Raw genomic sequence first — 16,012 nt, forward strand, 5'->3', positions numbered from 1 at the left:
GGTTATTCCGCGGCCTTCCGCATCGCCATGACTTCGTGAAGATAGTCGGCGAATTCGTCCTTCAGCTCGTCGCGCGCAAGGCCGAAGGCCACTGTTGCCTGCAGGAAGCCCGCCTTGGACCCGCAGTCGTAACGCTGCCCGCGGAAGCGCAGGCCGAAGACGTCGCGGCCTTCCTCGATCTCGTCGGCGATGGCGTCGGTCAACTGGATCTCGCCGCCCGCGCCCTGCTTGAGCTTGTTGAGATTCTCCATCACCGTCGGCGCGAGGATGTAGCGGCCGATCACGGCGAGGTTCGAGGGCGGGTTGTCCTTGGGCTTTTCCACCATGCCGCGGGCGCGGACGATGGCGCCCATGTCCTCGGCCACGTCAAGGACGCCGTAGGACTTGGTCTTTTCCAGCGGCACTTCCATGGTCGCGACCATGCTGCCGCCGGTTTCGGCATGGGCCTCGATCATCTGCTGCAGGCAGGGCGGCTCGCCCATCACCACGTCGTCGGTCAGCACCACGGCAAAGGGTTCATCGTGGATCAGGCGGCGGGCGCACCAGACGGCATGGCCGAGGCCCATGGCCTTGTGCTGGCGGATATAGGCGATGGCGCCCGATTCCATGTTGGTCTGGCGCAGCACCTCCAGCAGCTCGTCCTTGCCGGCCTTGCGCAGCGTGTTTTCCAGTTCATGCGCGTGGTCGAAGTAATCTTCCAGCGCCCCCTTGCCGCGCGAGGTGACGAAGATGAATTCCTTGATTCCGGCCGCTCGGGCCTCGTCGATGGCGTATTGGATCAGGGGGCGGTCGACCAGCGTCATGATCTCTTTCGGGATCGACTTGGTGGCAGGCAGGAAGCGCGTGCCCAGACCCGCCACCGGGAAGATGGCCTTCGTGACCTTGCGATTCATCTTGGACTCCAGATCTGTCAATCCTGCGTGCCAGCTTATCCTACGCCCGCCGCACTGCGGCAAGTCGTCTTGAAGTTATCGTATGACCAAATGACGCAAATGCCGCGGAGTTCTGCCGAAACAGACAGCATTTCGGCGGGAAATGGTCAGGCCATCCCCATCCGGCGCATCATCGATTCGATCCGGGGAACGTCCTCGGGATTGTTCAGTTCCCAGAACTCGCGGCCCTGCGCCTGCACCTCGATGCAGAGAACCGGGCGGCCGTGTTCCAGGAAGCGCAACTGTTCCAGTCCTTCCAGCCGTTCAAGCCGCCCCTCGGGCCAGCTTGCATAGGCGGTCAGCGCGTCCGGCCGATAGGCGTAGACGCCAACATGGTGGAACACCGGGCTCGGCGCGCTCAGGGGGACCTCATGGGGGACGAAGGGGATGACTTCCTTCGAGAAATAGAGCGCACGGTTGTCGGTGCCGAAGACCGCCGTTGTGCCCCCCACCCGGCCCGCGGCGCGGTCGGCCAGCAGGTCGGCGCGCATCGCGCCCGAGCAGTTCAGGACCGGCGTCGCCACTTCGGCACCAGGCCGGGCGCGCAGGCCGGCGATCAGATCCTCGACAAACCAGGCCGGCGTCAGCGGCGCGTCGCCCTGCAGGTTGACGATCATCTCGGGGGTTTTGGGCAAGCCCGCCAGCACCTCGGCGCAGCGTTCGGTTCCGTTGCGGCAGTCCGGCGAGGTCATCGCCACCTCGGCCCCGAAGTCCGCGGCATGATCGGCGATCCGGCTGTCGTCCGTCGCGACAATGACCCGCGAAACGCCCTTCACTGCTCGTGCGGCCTCCCAACTGCGGCGAATCAAGGACCGGGTCTGCCCCTCAGCCCCGCGCAGTTCGACCAACGGCTTGCCCGGATAGCGGGTCGAGGCGAAGCGGGCGGGGATTACGATGACGACAGACATGCCCTCAGCCCCTCGGGTGCAGCAGGACGCCCGGCGCGTAGGCGATGAAGAAGGGGTTTTCGAAGCCGGGCTTGCCATAGGTCAGGGGCGTGTGGTCGTCGAAGCGCACGACCTCGCCCCCCGCGCCGCGCAGCACCGCATCGCCCGCTGCCGTATCCCATTCCATGGTGCGCCCGAGACGAGGATACAGATCGGCCTCTCCGGTCGCCACCAGGCAGAACTTGAGCGAGGACCCCGCCGAGGTCATGTCGCGCACGCCGTATTGCGCGATATAGTCGTCCGTTGCCTGATCGCGGTGGGATTTCGAGGCCACCACCATCAGCCCGCGGTTGTCGGGCGTGGCATTGACGCCGATGGGGCGGATCGCGCCCGGCTCGGGTCCGAAGGGGCCGTTTTCCTCGACCGAGCCGCCGTCGGCTGCGGTGTAGAACAGCCGCCCCTTGGCCGGGGCATAGACAACACCACGCACCGGCACGCCGTCCTGCACGAAGGCGATGTTGACGGTGAAGTCGCCGCGCCGCTGCACGAACTCCTTGGTGCCGTCCAGCGGATCGACGATCAGGAAGCTGGTCAGGGACTGGCCATGGGTCTCGACCTGTTCCTCGGTCACAAGCGGGATGTCGGGGAAGGCTGCGCGCAGCCCTTCGGAGATCAGCGCGTCCGCGGCCTCGTCGGCCTCGGTCACCGGCGAGGCGTCGGTCTTGGACCGCACGGCAAAGTCGGGGCCTTCGTAGATTTCCATGATCCGGGCGCCCGCGGCGAGGGCAAGGCGGCGCATCTCGAACGTCAGTCGGTCGAATTGCATGGATATTTCCTTGTCAGGCGCCCAGGGCAGCGAGCCTGCGCGGTTGAATGGCGGCTTTCTGCGACTTATGATCGGCTCTCGGACGATGAGCAAGCGATGGCGCTCGGGTCCGCTTTCAGGTCGCCCCCGGCGGCCGCCAAGCCGAAGGGGGCCGGTCCATGTTCGTCCAGCGCAAAACCCGCAGCATGGGCGGCGCGGTCTTCACGACGGCGGCGCTGATCTATCACCAGACGGTCCAGAACCTGCGGCAGACGCACCGCAACGCCATTGTCGGGCTGCTGCTGACGATGCTGCAGGCATCGATCATGATCCTCGCCTTCTTCCTGATGTATGTCGTCATTGGCGTCCGCTCGGCGCCGTTGCGGGGCGATTTCATGCTGTTCATCATGAGCGGGATTTTCCTGTTCATGGCCTTCAATCAATGCCTGGCCAAGGTCGCGACCGCAGGCAAGTCCACCAGCGCCATGCTGAAGCACGGACCGATGAACACCGCCATCTCGATGTGCGGGGCGGCACTGGCGGCGCTTTACAACAACGTGCTGTCGGCCCTGGTGCTGGTGGGGCTTTACCATGTGCTGTGGCAACCGATCGAGATCGAGAACTGGCGCGGTGCGCTGGGGATGATGATCTTCGCCTGGTTCTCAGGCGGGACCATCGGGCTGATCCTGCTGTCCATCACCACCTGGTTGCCCGAGATCGGGCCGATGCTGTCGCGGATCATCCGGCGGGTGAACATGATCGCCTCGGGCAAGATGTTTGTCGCCAACATGATGCCGACCTTCATGCTGAACCTGTTCGACTGGAACCCGCTGTTCCACCTGATCGACCAGAACCGGGGCTTCGTCTTCATCAACTACACGCCCCACAATTCGAACCTGAGCTATCCGTTCTACTTCACCCTGACCGCGCTGATGATCGGGCTGATGGCCGAGTTCGTGACCCGCAACGCCATCTCGCTCAGCTGGAACGCGGCGCGCTAAGCGGTCGGCGCGACCACCCGCAGCGTCAGGTTGACGCGGCCGCCGCCAGGCACCAGCGCAGAACTGCCCGGACGGATGCGGTCGATGCCGTGATGCGTCAGCCGCGCCGCGCCCGCCATCACCACCACGTCGCCCGATTGCAGCCAGAGGCTTTCGGTCGCCCCGCCGCGTTCCAGGTTGCCGATGCGGAACAGGGCCTCGTCGCCCAGGCTGACCGAGACCACGGGCCAATGCAGTTCCGCCTCGTCGCGGTCCTGGTGCAGCCCCATCCGCGCGCCGTCGCGGTAGAGGTTCACGAGGCAACTGTCGGGTAGCACCGGCACGCCTGTCACACGTTGCCACAGGTCCAGCAGCATGGGTGGGATCGGCGGCCAGGGACGACCATCGGGCTGCGCCGGCTCATAGCGATAGCCGCGCCGGTCGGTGGTCCAGCCCAGGGCGCCGGCCGAGGTCATCGCGACCGACAGGGGCTTACCCCAGCGCGTCACCGGTCGCAGCGGCGGGGCCTCGGTCCAGATGCGCCCGACTGCGGCCATCAGGGCGGCCTGCGCAGGCGCATCCAGAAAGCCCCTGTGGATGGCAAAGCCCCGAACCACGAGCGGCGCGGCGCTTTCTGCGGCATTCGGCGAACTCTCTGCAATCGTCATGAAATCCTCGGGTGGCGGCGCTTGCACGCCTTGAACGCCGCCTTATATAGCCATCGAACCACCCGGGTTCAGGCCCGGAAAGAACTCCACCAAGGGATAGGGGCGCGGGGGCCGCGTACGGACCCGCACCCCGCACCATCGCCTCAAGAAAGGTAAAAACGCATGGCCAAAGTCATCGGGATCGACCTAGGGACCACCAACAGCTGCGTCGCCATCATGGACGGCAGCCAGCCGCGTGTGATCGAAAACGCAGAGGGTGCGCGCACGACCCCCTCGATCGTCGCCTTCACCGAAAGCGAACGGCTCGTCGGCCAGCCGGCCAAGCGCCAGGCCGTCACAAACCCGGAAAACACCATCTTCGCCGTCAAGCGGCTGATCGGCCGCCGCGTGGGCGATGCCGAGGTCGAAAAGGACCGCAACCTCGTCCCCTACAAGATCGTGGACGGCGGCAACGGCGATGCCTGGGTGCAGGTCCGGGACGAGAAATATTCCCCCTCGCAGATCAGCGCGATGATCCTTCAGAAGATGAAGGAAACCGCCGAATCCTATCTGGGCGAGAAGGTCGATCAGGCGGTCATCACCGTGCCGGCCTATTTCAACGACGCCCAGCGTCAGGCGACCAAGGACGCGGGCAAGATCGCGGGCCTGGAAGTCCTGCGGATCATCAACGAACCGACCGCCGCCGCGCTGGCCTACGGGCTGGACAAGAAGGAAAGCCGGACGATCGCGGTCTATGACCTCGGCGGCGGCACCTTCGACATCACCATCCTGGAAATCGACGATGGCCTCTTCGAGGTGAAATCGACCAACGGGGACACGTTCCTCGGCGGCGAGGACTTCGACATGCGGATCGTCAATTACCTCGCCGACGAGTTCAAGAAGGAACACGGCGTCGACCTGACCCGCGACAAGATGGCGCTGCAGCGGCTGAAGGAAGCCGCCGAGAAGGCCAAGATCGAACTGTCGTCGTCCAGCCAGACCGAGATCAACCAGCCGTTCATCTCGATGGACAAGAACTCGGGCACACCGCTGCACATGGTCGTCAAGCTGACCCGCGCCAAGCTGGAATCACTGGTGGGCGACCTGATCAAGGCGACGCTGAAGCCCTGTCAGGCCGCGCTGAAGGATGCCGGGCTGGCGAAAGGCGACATCGATGAGGTGGTGCTGGTCGGCGGCATGACCCGAATGCCCAAAGTGATCGAGGAAGTGACCTCGTTCTTCGGCAAGGAACCCCACAAGGGCGTCAACCCCGACGAGGTGGTGGCGCTGGGCGCGGCCATCCAGGCCGGCGTGCTGCAGGGTGACGTCAAGGACGTCGTGCTGCTGGACGTGACGCCGCTGAGCCTTGGCATCGAGACGCTGGGTGGTGTCTTCACCCGGCTGATCGACCGCAACACCACCATTCCCACCAAGAAGTCGCAGACCTTCTCGACCGCCGAGGACAATCAGAACGCGGTGACGATCCGGGTCTTCCAGGGCGAGCGCGAGATGGCCTCGGACAACAAACTGCTGGGCCAGTTCAACCTTGAGGATATTCCCCCCGCGCCGCGCGGGATGCCGCAGATCGAGGTGACCTTCGACATCGACGCCAACGGCATCGTCTCGGTTTCCGCCAAGGACAAGGGCACCGGCAAGACCCAGAACATCACGATCCAAGCCTCGGGCGGGCTGTCCGACGAGGATATCGACAAGATGGTCAAGGACGCCGAGGCCAATGCCGAGGCCGACAAGGGCCGCCGCGAACTGGTCGAGACCCGGAACCAGGCCGAAAGCCTGCTGCACTCGACCCGCAAGTCGCTGGACGAACACGGGGACAAGGTGGACAGCTCGACCGTCGAGGCGATCGAACTGGCGGTGAACGCGCTGGAAGAGGCGCTCAAGTCCGAGGACGTCGGCAAGATCAAGGGTGGCATCCAGAACCTGATGGACGCCTCGATGAAGCTGGGCGAGGCGATCTACAAGTCCAGCCAGTCCGATGAGCCCCAGGGGCGGGATGCCGACGCGCCCCGCGACCTGGACGACGACATTGTCGACGCCGATTTCGAGGATCTCGGCGAAAACAAGCGCAAGTAAGCGCGGTGAGGCAAGCGACCGGCCCGCGCCACCCCGCGGGCCGGTCTTTTCATGAAGGACCGGCCCTCGCGACGGTCCAAGGTTGACGGACGACCATGGCAAAGCGCGACTACTACGACATTCTGGGGATCGCTCGCGGCGCATCGGCCGACGAGATCAAGCGGGCCTACCGCAACAAGGCCAAGGCGCTGCACCCGGACTTGAACCCGGACTGCAAGGTCTCGGAAACCGACTTCAAGGAGGTCAACGAGGCCTACGAATGTCTCAAGGATCCCCAGCGCAAGGCGGCCTATGACCGCTTCGGCCATGCGGCCTTCGAGGGCGGCGGCTTCGGCAACGGCCGCGCCCCGCAGGGCGATTTCGGCGCGGCCTTCGCGGATGTCTTCGAGGACCTGTTCGGCGAGTTCGTGGGCGCCCGTTCCGGCGGCCGGACCCGTCCGTCCCGTGGACAGGACCTGCGCTATGACCTGCGGGTGACGCTGGAGGAGGCTTTCCGCGGCATCGAGAGGACCATCACCGTTCCGGGCGCCGTCGCTTGCGGATCGTGCAACGGCACCGGCGCCGAGGGCGCGGTCGAGCCGACCTCCTGCCCCACCTGTTCCGGCATGGGCAAGGTCCGGGCGAGCCAAGGCTTTTTCACTGTCGAGCGCACCTGCCCGACCTGCAGCGGCAACGGCCAGATCGTCAAGAACCCCTGCAAGTCCTGCGCGGGCGCGGGCCGCGTGGCACAGGACCGCAGCCTGTCGGTGGTGATCCCGGCGGGCGTCGAATCCGGCACCCGCATCCGTCTGGCGGGCGAAGGTGAAGCCGGCGTTCGGGGCGGTCCTTCGGGCGACCTTTATATCTTCGTCGAGGTGCGCGAGCATCCGATCTTCATCCGCGACGGCCGTACGCTCGCCTGTCAGGTGCCGGTCGGCATGGCCACTGCCGCGCTGGGGGGCGAGGTCGAGGTGCCGACGATCGACGGCGGCCGCTCGCGCGTCAAGGTGCCGGCGGGTAGCCAGACCGGCCGGCAGATGCGCCTGCGCGGCAAGGGGATGCCGCCCTTGCGCCACGGCGCGGGCCTGAACGGCGAGCCGGGCGACATGGTGATCGAACTGGTCGTCGAGACCCCGGTGAACCTGACCGCCCGGCAAAAGGAACTGCTGCGTGAGTTCGAAGGCATCGCCGCCGACAACCATCCGCAGACGGACAGCTTCTTTTCCAAGATCAAAGGCTTCTGGGAAGGTCTGGGCACCTGATCAGACATTAACCGCATCTTAACCCCACTGGGACAATCTGGGGGGCATGAGCAAGAATCATGCCTTTCAGGAAGCTCCGGCCCCGCTTTCAGGCTTCGTTCCCGCCGAGGATGATTGCATCGCCGCGCCGAACGCGCGGGCGGGGATGAAGGCCCGTCTGCCCAGCTATATCGCCGACCATCGCGCCCGGCTGCGCGACCGCTTCATGCAGGGTGGCGCCATGGCGATGCCGGAATATGAACTGCTGGAACTGATCCTGTTCCGCGCCGTGCCGCGACAGGACATGAAGCCGGTGGCGCGGCGGCTGCTGGACCGTTTCGGCGATTTCAACCGGGTGCTGTCGGCCGATCCGGCGCAACTGACGCAGGTCGAGGGCGTCGGCCCTGCCATTGTCACCGAGTTGAAGATCATCGAGGCCGCAGCCCAGCGGCTTGCCCGGTCGAAGGTCATCAACCGCCCGGTGCTGACCAGTTGGGACGCGCTGCTGGATTATTGCCACACAACCATGGCCCATGGCAGGATCGAGCAGTTCCGGGTGCTTTACCTTGACCGCAAGAATGTGCTGATCGCCGACGACGAACAGGCGCGCGGCACGGTGGATCATGTGCCCGTCTATCCGCGCGAGATAGTCCGCCGGGCGCTGGAACTGAACGCCAGCGCCATGATCCTGGTTCACAATCACCCCTCGGGCGACCCGACCCCAAGTGCTGCCGACATCGACATGACCCGCCAGATCGTGGCGGCAGCGGCAACAATGGGGATCACCGTCCACGACCATCTCATCATCGGGAAAAGCCGCGAGTTGAGCTTCCGCAGCACCGGGCTTCTGGCGCCCTGAAGGCCCTGACGGGGGCGCCACGGCGGGAAGTCCCGAAGGGGCAGCCTGGGGTCATGTCAGGTGCGCCAGAATGTCGGATCTCCGATCGGCGCGTTTCAGGGGGGCGGCAGAGCCGCGAAGCCGGAACAGTGGACCTTGCCCTCCAGGGATGGCCTGCAGGTGCCCTGAACGGCGGGGCCGAACCTCGTTCTCGCCGCGCGGGACTGGACAGCGGATGAATCGCTCGCATGATGCGGCACAAAGGACTTGCGGGGGCGACATGGACATTGTGGCGCAACTGGAAATGCGGGTGCCGGTGATCCAGGCACCCATGGCCGGAGTGTCTACGCCGGCGCTGGCGGCCGCGGTCAGCAATGCGGGAGGGCTCGGCAGCCTCGGGCTTGCGGCCATGACCGGCGATGAAGCGGCCGAGGCCATCGCCCGGACGCACGGGCTGACCTCGCGGCCCTTCGGCGTGAACCTTTTCTGCCACCAGCCGCAGCCCCGCGACCTCGCGGCCGAGGCGCGCTGGCTCGCTCGGCTCGCGCCGCATTTCCAGCGCTTCGGCGCCACGCCTCCGGCCACGCTGGTGCCCCGCTATCCAAGCCTTCTGGAAAGCGACGAATTGCTGGACTCGGTGCTGACCGGCCAGCCCGCTGTTGTCACCTTCCATTTCGGCCTGCCGCGGCCCGAGCAGATCGCCGCCCTGCGCCAGCGCGGCTGCCTTCTGGGCGCGACCGCCACCAGCGCCCGCGAAGCCGGGCTTATCCGCGAAGCCGGGCTGGATATGGTCGTGGCGCAGGGCTGGCAGGCGGGTGGCCACCGCGGGATCTTCGACCCGGACGGTCCCGATGAGCGGCTGGACACGCTGGCACTGGTCCGCCGGATCGCGCCGCTGGGCTTGCCGGTGATCGCGGCCGGTGAGATCATGGACCGGGCCGATACCCTTGCGGCACTGGGCGCCGGGGTGGTGGCGGTGCAATGCGGCACGGCCTTCCTGCGGGCACCCGAGGCGGCGACGTCGCAGGCCCACCGCGCGGCGCTGGACGCTGGAGAGACGGTGATGACCAGGGCGATCTCGGGACGGCCGGCGCGATGCTGCGCGAACGCGTTTTCCGCGATTCCCGATGCGGAAAGCCCCGGCTATCCGGCAACCTATGCGGCGGGAAAGGCGCTGGACGCGGCGGCGCGGGCGCAGGGAACCACGAACTACGGCGCGCATTGGGCCGGCACCGGCTGCGCCCGGGCGGTCGCGAGACCGGCGGCGGATACCGTAGCCGCACTGGCACCGTGATTTGAACCGGGACCGCCGGGACTCGTGGTAATAAGCCTGCGCCGCCGTCACCGGCCGGTACTTGGCTGTGCTCCGGCCTCAGCCCGCCACGAACTCGTCGCGCCCATAGCCCTGCAGATACAGCAGCGCCGTCAGGTCGCCGTGGTTGATGCGGATCGGGGCCTGCGCGGCGACCACGGGCTTGGCGCGCAATGCGACGCCCGTTCCGGCGAGTTGCAACATCCCCAGATCGTTGGCCCCGTCGCCCACCGCGATCGCATCCGCAACTGTCAGGCCACGCGCGGCGGTGATCTCCTGCAGGGCCTCGGCCTTGGCCTCGCGCCCGAGGATCGGCAGCGCCACCCGCCCGCTGAGCCGCCCGCGGTCGTCCGACAGCAGCACATTCGCGCGCTGCTCGTCAAAGCCGATCCGGTCCGCCAGCGGGCCGGTGAAGTCGGTGAACCCGCCCGACACCAGCGCCGTCCAGGCGCCGTTCGCCTTCATCGTGGCGACCAGCGTGGGGCCTCCGGCCGCCAGCGAGATGCGGGTTTCGAGCACCTGCGCGATGACCGAATCGGGCAGCCCCTCCAGCAGCGCCACGCGCTCGACCAGAGATTCATGGAAGTTCAGCTCTCCGTTCATCGCGCGGGCGGTGATGGCGGCGACCCGGGGGCCGACGCCCGCCATGTCGGCCAGCTCGTCGATGCATTCCTGTCCGATCATGGTCGAATCCATGTCGGCCAGCAGCACCGCCTTGCGCCGCGCCGCCGCCGGCTGCACTGCCAGGTCGAAGCCGCGCCCGTCAAGCTGCGCCCAGACCTCGTCGAACTCGGCAGGCGGGGCCTCGACCGCGAACTCGGCCGCGGTCCCGTGGTCTAGCCAGATTGCATGGCCCCCGTCCCAGCGCCTCTGCAGCGCCACGATCGTGTCGTCGTCAAGATCGGCGCGCGCTGGCGAGGCGAGAATGCTGATGGTGTACATGGCGGCCCCTTCGATGGTCGGCCCGGACTTACGCAGTATTTTCGCCGCCTGCCAGCATGCCCGGACTTGCGCGTCCGTGAGTCGAGGCGTAGTCCTTACGGTGGGACACCCCTCCCAACGAGGGGCGGCGTTCATGCCTTTTTTCTCCTTATCTTTCTGATACTTGGAATTTTCTTTTCGGCTTCTTGTGCCGCTGGTGTGTCAAAGAGCACGTTGGTGACACTGCGATCCTTGATCGCGTGGGCATAGGTCCGCAGCACGGTTGCCGCGTCCTTCCAGCCGCCTCGCTCGGCGACGGTCTTCACGTCATAGCCCGCCTGCAGCATCGAGGTGGCGAAGCCGTGACGGCAGCAGTGCGGGGTCAGACGCTCGATGTCCGCCCGCTTGCAGACGTTGTTCCATGCGCCCCTGAGGCTGCCCCGGCCGGTGTAGTCGAACACCAGCTCGTCGGTTTTCCGGTTCGTCGGCAGGTTCGCCATCGCGGCAACCAGTTCAGGCTGCAGGTGTGCGACCCGGTTCCACGGGGTCGGCTTGAAGAGATAGAGCTTCGCCGTTCCGAGGCTCAGATCCACGTCACCCCACGTCATGCGGCAGGACTCCCCTACCCGCGCGGCCGTGCCGAACATGAACATGCAGAGGGCGCCGAGGTGAGGCAGGCCATCCACGAGTGCCTGGGTATGGAAAGCGCGGACCCACGCGATGGTCGCGGGCGTCTTGATCTCGGGATCCTCGGTGTAGCGTTTCACCGAGATACGGGGACACCAGCCGAGCCCCGCGGCATAGTTGATCGCGGCTTGCGTGGGCTTGATGACCTGGCGGTTCCACGTCGGCTCATTGGCCTCGGGATAGATCAGCTTGGCGGCCCTGCGGATCGTCTCCGGGTAGACCTCTGCAACAGGGGTATCTTTCCAGTGCTGGGCAAGCTTCAGCAGGAAACGGTCGGACTTGTCGGCATCGAGATAGGCATGGAAGACCTCGGCCATCGTCAGCCCCGCCCCCGGTCCATCGAGACGACGTTGCCAGGCGCGGCTTTCGACTTCCGCCTTGATCCGTTCGGCCGTCTTTCGGTCAGACGTTTCTGTAGTTTCTCGAATGAGGCGCCCCGCAACGGTGCCTCGCAGGTGCCAGATTTTTCCGCGCTTGTAGATCGTGAGGGGCATGTCATGGCCTCCGTGAGCATTTCGACGTGCTGCGGGAACACGAGCATCTTGTTGCCAAGGGTCGCATAGGCGCCGATGGCCCTGAGCTTCGAGCGAACCGTGCGCTCCGACACGCCGAAGTGCGCTGCCAGATCGGCAGGCAGCACATGCGGCGGAAGGATCGAGTTCGTCTGCATCAGATAGTCCGTGGTTTCCCTTGCTGATCGAGAAGAGCCTGAAAGCCTGAAAATCGAAAATCCGGATTTTTCATGTGCCGCTCAGCCTCCTCGATACGGGTAGTGTCGGAGGAGGTCGTGAAAAGCCGAAGAGCGTTGTTCGGGGTTGTCCACAGGATCGGCCTTGCGGGTTGACCGGAGAGCGACAGGGTGGCGCCGGATCGCTCCCGGGTCATGTGTTGCCGAGGGCAGCGGAGAGGCCCATCAGTCGGCGGCCTCATTCGGCGCGATGACTTCCCGATAGAAAGCGACGATCCGTGCAACCACGCGCGGGTTGAGCAAGGCAATGCGCTCTGCGCCCTGGATACTGAGGGGGGCATTGTGGGAGAACCAAACGCTTTGTTCTTTCCCGACGACAAAGGTGACTTCGCGGCGGGCATAGTTGACGATCAACTCGGGCCTTGGGGCATCGATTTCTCTGCTTGCTATCTGCCGAATGACTACAGGCAGCAGATCAATCAGGCGTCCTTCGGGCAGCGGAAAGGGCGAGTCGCGCAGAGGCAGGTTCATCCAGTCGCTCACATCGGCGGCGATGCGGGAAGTCGCCGCATCCGACAGCCCGGCAAAGATCACCATCAGGTGTTCAGCGAGCGTGGGCACATCGCTGCGCTTGCCACGAGTGCTCTCGCGCAGGCCGGCACGCACCAGTTCGCGGTCGCGCACCGCCATGGACTCAGGGGAAATGCCAGCAATGGCAGCAACGGTGTGAAGATATCCTGGAAGGCGCATGATCAAACTCCTATGTTGATTGGAGTTTTACTCTTTTCATGTGGGCCGTCAATTGAAAAGAGTAAAACTCCCTTCATGACGACCCGCCCTCGCATCAGGCGCCGATCAGGGTTCGCGCTTCGGCCAGCATGGCGTCGCCCCACGGCAAACCGTCGAAGCCGGCGAAGTCATTCAAGACAAGCACCTTGAACGCATAGTCTTTGACGGTCTGGGGCTGGATCGCCAGAATCTCGTCTTCAACGAGGCTAATCGCGCTTTCGAGTTCGGCGTCCTTCGCCTCGTCAAGTCCATCGAACTTGTTGTAGGCCTCCTTCGCCGCGGACCACCGTTCGTAGAGAGCGGCCATCTCCAAGCTGTCTGCAGGTGCTGCCACCGCCGGCACAGCCCCGACCAAGGCGAGCGCAGGCGCGGCTTTCAGAAGAGCGCGGCGGTTCATGCTACGTCCACCTTGTTGAGGTTCACCGAGTCGAGTGCGGTGTTCAGTTCTGCCGCCAGTCCGACCAGCGACGACGAGAGGTTGGCGACCACCTGGTGATGCCCGAGGTTGTTGCTGATCAGCGTCTCGATGGCTTCGCCCAAGGTCATCACCATCAGGGCGGTGGCCTGCTGCTTCTGCAGGTGCTTCTTGAGTTCCGGACTCATCAGACAGTCTCCCGCAGGCGGTCCAGGCGACGATGCGCCGTGCGGATGGCTTCCCGTTGGAAGGCCACCGCGTTGAAGACGCTGGCGAAGTCACCGGCGCCGGTTTCGATCTCGTCCAGGGCGAGGCGCAGGTTCTCTGCGATCAAGGCTCGCTCGGCGAGAGGCATGACGGGGTCGTTCGCCCCGGGGCGTTCTTTCGACTGCATCAGTCGGTTCCTCTCAGGTTTGAGGTTGGACTTCTCGGTCCATCCGCTCGCGGACGGCGCGGATGACTTCGCTGTTCTGTGACGATCCGTTACGCGCCGCCTGCTCCATCAGCCACGCCTTTACGTCGGCAGGGAAGCGGACAGGGACTTGCTTCATCTCAGCCATGCGGATCTCCATAGCACCGTGATTCTATATAGCACCGTGATAGGATTGCTCGTCAAGCACTATTCGCACAGTGCTATCATGGAAGTTTGCGGGGTGGCACTATGAGCGGGAAAGCTGGAAGGGGAGCAGACCAGTTCATGGTCCGTCTGCCGGAGGGGATGCGGGACCGGATCAAGGCTGCGGCTGAGGCTAACAACCGCAGCATGAACGCCGAGATCGTGGCAACGCTGGAAGAGAAGTATCCGCGGCCCGTCCTCATTGAGGAGGAAATTGCCAAGGCAGATGCTCTCCTGGCAAAAATACTCGCCGACCCAAACACATCAGATGAAAACAAGAGGCTGCTGGCACTCCTCGCCGAAGAGACAAAGCGGCTCATCCGCCGCCGCAGAACCTAGCTCAGCCAGCCCCTAACTCCCATGTCCCTTATCCGGAACGAGCGGACAGGTTGCCGATGAAGCCCATGACCAGCATCGAGTAACCGTCGCGGGTCATCTCATACATTTGGTAGGTCTGCCCGTTCTGAGCATCGACATAGGGGGTCTGTCCAAAATTGGACACACCCCACTCCGGGTTTGCGTCGATCAGATTGCGGATGTCGCGGGCGGTGGCACTTGCACGGTAAGCGCGAGATCGTTGCCCTATGCGGCGATGCTTGACGGCTGGTTGATGCGCCAAGGCATGAGGTCCTCGATGGCGCTTTTTGGGTGACCGTCGAGGATGGCGCGAAGGGTGTCGGCGATGTAGTCGACCGGGTTCACGCCGGACATCTTGCAGGTTGCGACCAGCGAGGCGAGCATGGCCCAGTTCTCTGCACCGACCTCATTGCCGGCAAATAGCGCGTTTTTTCTCGTAAGTGCGATCGGGCGGATCTGGTTCTCGACCGGGTTGGTGTCGAGTTCGAGTGTGCCGTCGTCGAGGAAGCGGATCAGGCCGGGCCAGTGCGCGAGGGCGTAGCGGATGTCCTCGGCCATTTGGGATTTCTGCGGGATGCGCGGCAGCTGCATCTCCAGCCAAGGTTTGAGCGCGGCGATGATGGGGGCCGCATGTTCGCGCCTTGCAGCGAGACGCGCAGCCGCATCCTTGCCGCGCACGGTCTTCTCGACCTGATAGAGCAGCGCGATCTGGCGCAACATCTCCTCGGCGATGGGCGAGCGGTCGCTCTCGAAGCGTTTCACGAAGCGGCGGCGGACATGGGTCCAGCAGTAGACCAGCCGCCAGGGACCATTGTCGCGCGCGATCTCGGTCATCGCGTTGTAGGCCTGGTAGGCATCGCATTGCAGGAACCGGCCCCGATACCCGGCGAGGAAGTTCAGCGGATGCTCCTTGCCCCGACCGGGGGCGTAATGGAACAGCACGATGGGCGGACCGACACCGCCATGGCCGCGATCATCGGACACCACGGCCCAGAAATAGCCGCTCTTCGTGGTTTTGCGCCCCGGATCCAGCACCGGCGCGCGGGTCTCGTCGACGAAGATGCGATCGGCCCGGCGCAGATGGGCCTGCATGTGCCGGATGATCGGCAGCAGGTGGAAGCAGGCACGGCCAACCCAGTTGCCGAGCGTCCCGCGGTCAAGATCGATGCCCTGCCGCTTGAAGATCCCGGCTTGGCGATAGAACGGCAGATGGTCGCCGAACTTCGAGACCATGATCCAGGCGATGAGCTGCTCCGTGGGCAACCCGCCGGGCACGACATGCTCGGGGGCATGGGCTTGCGCCATGCCCTGCGAGCAGCGCCGGCAGGCGTATTTCGGGCGCCGCGTCACCAGCACCCGGAACCGGGCCGGGATGACGTCCAGTCGCTCGGACACGTCCTCGCCGATCCGGGCCATCTCGCCGCAGCCGCAGGGGCACAGGATGCTGGCAGGCTCGACCACCCGCTCGACCCGCGGCAGATGCGGCGGCAGATGCCCCCGGTTGCGCCGGGGCTTGCGGGGCGCATGCGTGCCCTTGGCAGCCCTCAGGGCGGCCTCCGCCTTTTCCTGTGCCGCCTCGAGCACGCCCTGGGCCAGTTCGGCATCTTCCAGCGGCAGGTTGAACTGGTCGGGCGACAGCTTCTCGGAGCTTTTGCCGAACTTCTCGCGTTGCGCCGTGCGCACGATGTCTTCCAGCCGGCGATTGGCCTCCTGCACCTCGGTGAGCACCGCCTCAACCTCGGCAAGGCGAGCCTTCAGCAGGGCGTTTTCGCGGGCGAGAGCGGCAGCATCCATGGGGTGAAGTGAATCATGGAGCGCGGTATA

Annotated in this window: 19 protein-coding genes; 6 read left to right on the forward strand and 13 right to left on the reverse strand. The window is 65.2% G+C overall.

Translation table 11 applies throughout. The annotated features are described in order from the left end of the window. Nucleotides 1–2: 2 nt before the first annotated feature. The 3 genes from JGR78_RS10150 to cysQ form a co-directional block, all read right to left on the reverse strand. Nucleotides 3–893, reverse strand: coding sequence for a UTP--glucose-1-phosphate uridylyltransferase (locus tag JGR78_RS10150; RefSeq protein ID WP_182805031.1), 891 nt, complete (start codon nucleotides 891–893; stop codon nucleotides 3–5). 146 nt (nucleotides 894–1,039) lie between these two features. Continuing rightward, nucleotides 1,040–1,840, reverse strand: a complete 801-nt coding sequence (locus tag JGR78_RS10155) for a 3-deoxy-manno-octulosonate cytidylyltransferase (RefSeq protein ID WP_182805028.1) — start codon at nucleotides 1,838–1,840, stop codon at nucleotides 1,040–1,042. Nucleotides 1,841–1,844: 4 nt separating this feature from the next. Then, nucleotides 1,845–2,645, reverse strand: coding sequence for a 3'(2'),5'-bisphosphate nucleotidase CysQ (cysQ, locus tag JGR78_RS10160; protein WP_182805026.1), 801 nt, complete (start codon nucleotides 2,643–2,645; stop codon nucleotides 1,845–1,847). A 158-nt stretch (nucleotides 2,646–2,803) separates the two neighbouring features. Between cysQ and JGR78_RS10165 the strand changes: the two genes are divergently transcribed. Beyond that, on the forward strand, nucleotides 2,804–3,625 hold the full coding sequence (locus tag JGR78_RS10165) for an ABC transporter permease (protein WP_182790717.1): 822 nt from the start codon (nucleotides 2,804–2,806) through the stop codon (nucleotides 3,623–3,625). On the opposite strand, the gene JGR78_RS10170 is transcribed toward JGR78_RS10165, so the two are convergent. Beyond that, complete coding sequence (locus JGR78_RS10170; RefSeq protein WP_182805024.1) at nucleotides 3,622–4,272, reverse strand: alpha-ketoglutarate-dependent dioxygenase AlkB; 651 nt, start codon at nucleotides 4,270–4,272, stop codon at nucleotides 3,622–3,624. The genes JGR78_RS10165 and JGR78_RS10170 overlap by 4 nt on opposite strands. 162 nt (nucleotides 4,273–4,434) lie before the next feature. On the opposite strand from JGR78_RS10170, the gene dnaK reads away from it, so the two are divergent. The 4 genes from dnaK (at nucleotide 4,435) to JGR78_RS10190 (ending at nucleotide 9,697) form a co-directional block, all read left to right on the forward strand. After that, the gene (gene dnaK, locus JGR78_RS10175) at nucleotides 4,435–6,345 is read left to right on the forward strand and encodes a molecular chaperone DnaK (protein ID WP_182790719.1); all 1,911 of its coding nucleotides are present in this window, start codon (nucleotides 4,435–4,437) and stop codon (nucleotides 6,343–6,345) included. Between the two features lie 95 nt (nucleotides 6,346–6,440). Beyond that, complete coding sequence (gene dnaJ / locus JGR78_RS10180) at nucleotides 6,441–7,586, forward strand: molecular chaperone DnaJ (protein WP_182805022.1); 1,146 nt, start codon at nucleotides 6,441–6,443, stop codon at nucleotides 7,584–7,586. A gap of 46 nt (nucleotides 7,587–7,632) precedes the next feature. Then, nucleotides 7,633–8,424 (forward strand): DNA repair protein RadC, encoded by a 792-nt coding sequence (gene radC / locus JGR78_RS10185; RefSeq protein WP_182805020.1) that lies wholly within the window; start codon nucleotides 7,633–7,635, stop codon nucleotides 8,422–8,424. A gap of 259 nt (nucleotides 8,425–8,683) precedes the next feature. Continuing rightward, nucleotides 8,684–9,697, forward strand: a complete 1,014-nt coding sequence (locus JGR78_RS10190; RefSeq protein WP_182805017.1) for a nitronate monooxygenase family protein — start codon at nucleotides 8,684–8,686, stop codon at nucleotides 9,695–9,697. Between the two features lie 78 nt (nucleotides 9,698–9,775). On the opposite strand, the gene serB is transcribed toward JGR78_RS10190, so the two are convergent. The 7 genes from serB to JGR78_RS10225 all read right to left on the reverse strand — a co-directional run bounded on the left by serB (nucleotide 9,776) and on the right by JGR78_RS10225 (nucleotide 13,775). Further along, nucleotides 9,776–10,657, reverse strand: coding sequence for a phosphoserine phosphatase SerB (serB, locus tag JGR78_RS10195; RefSeq protein WP_182805015.1), 882 nt, complete (start codon nucleotides 10,655–10,657; stop codon nucleotides 9,776–9,778). Nucleotides 10,658–10,788: 131 nt separating this feature from the next. Continuing rightward, complete coding sequence (locus JGR78_RS10200) at nucleotides 10,789–11,817, reverse strand: site-specific integrase (RefSeq protein WP_182805013.1); 1,029 nt, start codon at nucleotides 11,815–11,817, stop codon at nucleotides 10,789–10,791. A gap of 419 nt (nucleotides 11,818–12,236) precedes the next feature. Beyond that, nucleotides 12,237–12,761: a hypothetical protein gene (locus JGR78_RS10205; protein WP_200559288.1), complete on the reverse strand. Its 525-nt coding sequence runs from the start codon at nucleotides 12,759–12,761 to the stop codon at nucleotides 12,237–12,239. Nucleotides 12,762–12,855: 94 nt separating this feature from the next. After that, entirely contained in the window at nucleotides 12,856–13,197 is a 342-nt protein-coding gene (locus JGR78_RS10210; RefSeq protein ID WP_182805009.1) for a hypothetical protein, read from the reverse strand. Further along, nucleotides 13,194–13,403, reverse strand: coding sequence for a hypothetical protein (locus JGR78_RS10215; protein ID WP_182805007.1), 210 nt, complete (start codon nucleotides 13,401–13,403; stop codon nucleotides 13,194–13,196). Before JGR78_RS10215 ends, JGR78_RS10210 begins: the two co-directional genes overlap by 4 nt. Next, nucleotides 13,403–13,609: a hypothetical protein gene (locus tag JGR78_RS10220; RefSeq protein ID WP_200559290.1), complete on the reverse strand. Its 207-nt coding sequence runs from the start codon at nucleotides 13,607–13,609 to the stop codon at nucleotides 13,403–13,405. Before JGR78_RS10220 ends, JGR78_RS10215 begins: the two co-directional genes overlap by 1 nt. 13 nt (nucleotides 13,610–13,622) lie before the next feature. Then, entirely contained in the window at nucleotides 13,623–13,775 is a 153-nt protein-coding gene (locus JGR78_RS10225; protein WP_182805003.1) for an Arc family DNA-binding protein, read from the reverse strand. Between the two features lie 101 nt (nucleotides 13,776–13,876). On the opposite strand from JGR78_RS10225, the gene JGR78_RS10230 reads away from it, so the two are divergent. Continuing rightward, nucleotides 13,877–14,170 carry an Arc family DNA-binding protein gene (locus JGR78_RS10230; protein WP_182805001.1) on the forward strand — a complete coding sequence of 98 codons (294 nt, stop codon included), beginning with the start codon at nucleotides 13,877–13,879 and terminating at the stop codon, nucleotides 14,168–14,170. A gap of 28 nt (nucleotides 14,171–14,198) precedes the next feature. Here the strand turns inward: JGR78_RS10230 and JGR78_RS10235 are convergent, their stop codons facing one another. Beyond that, on the reverse strand, nucleotides 14,199–14,450 hold the full coding sequence (locus JGR78_RS10235) for a Rha family transcriptional regulator (RefSeq protein WP_182804999.1): 252 nt from the start codon (nucleotides 14,448–14,450) through the stop codon (nucleotides 14,199–14,201). Beyond that, the gene (locus JGR78_RS10240; RefSeq protein WP_182806247.1) at nucleotides 14,414–15,982 is read right to left on the reverse strand and encodes an IS66 family transposase; all 1,569 of its coding nucleotides are present in this window, start codon (nucleotides 15,980–15,982) and stop codon (nucleotides 14,414–14,416) included. Before JGR78_RS10240 ends, JGR78_RS10235 begins: the two co-directional genes overlap by 37 nt. Nucleotides 15,983–16,012 lie beyond the last annotated feature (30 nt).

The organism is Paracoccus sp. MC1862 (genome assembly GCF_016617715.1).
Taxonomy (GTDB): domain Bacteria; phylum Pseudomonadota; class Alphaproteobacteria; order Rhodobacterales; family Rhodobacteraceae; genus Paracoccus.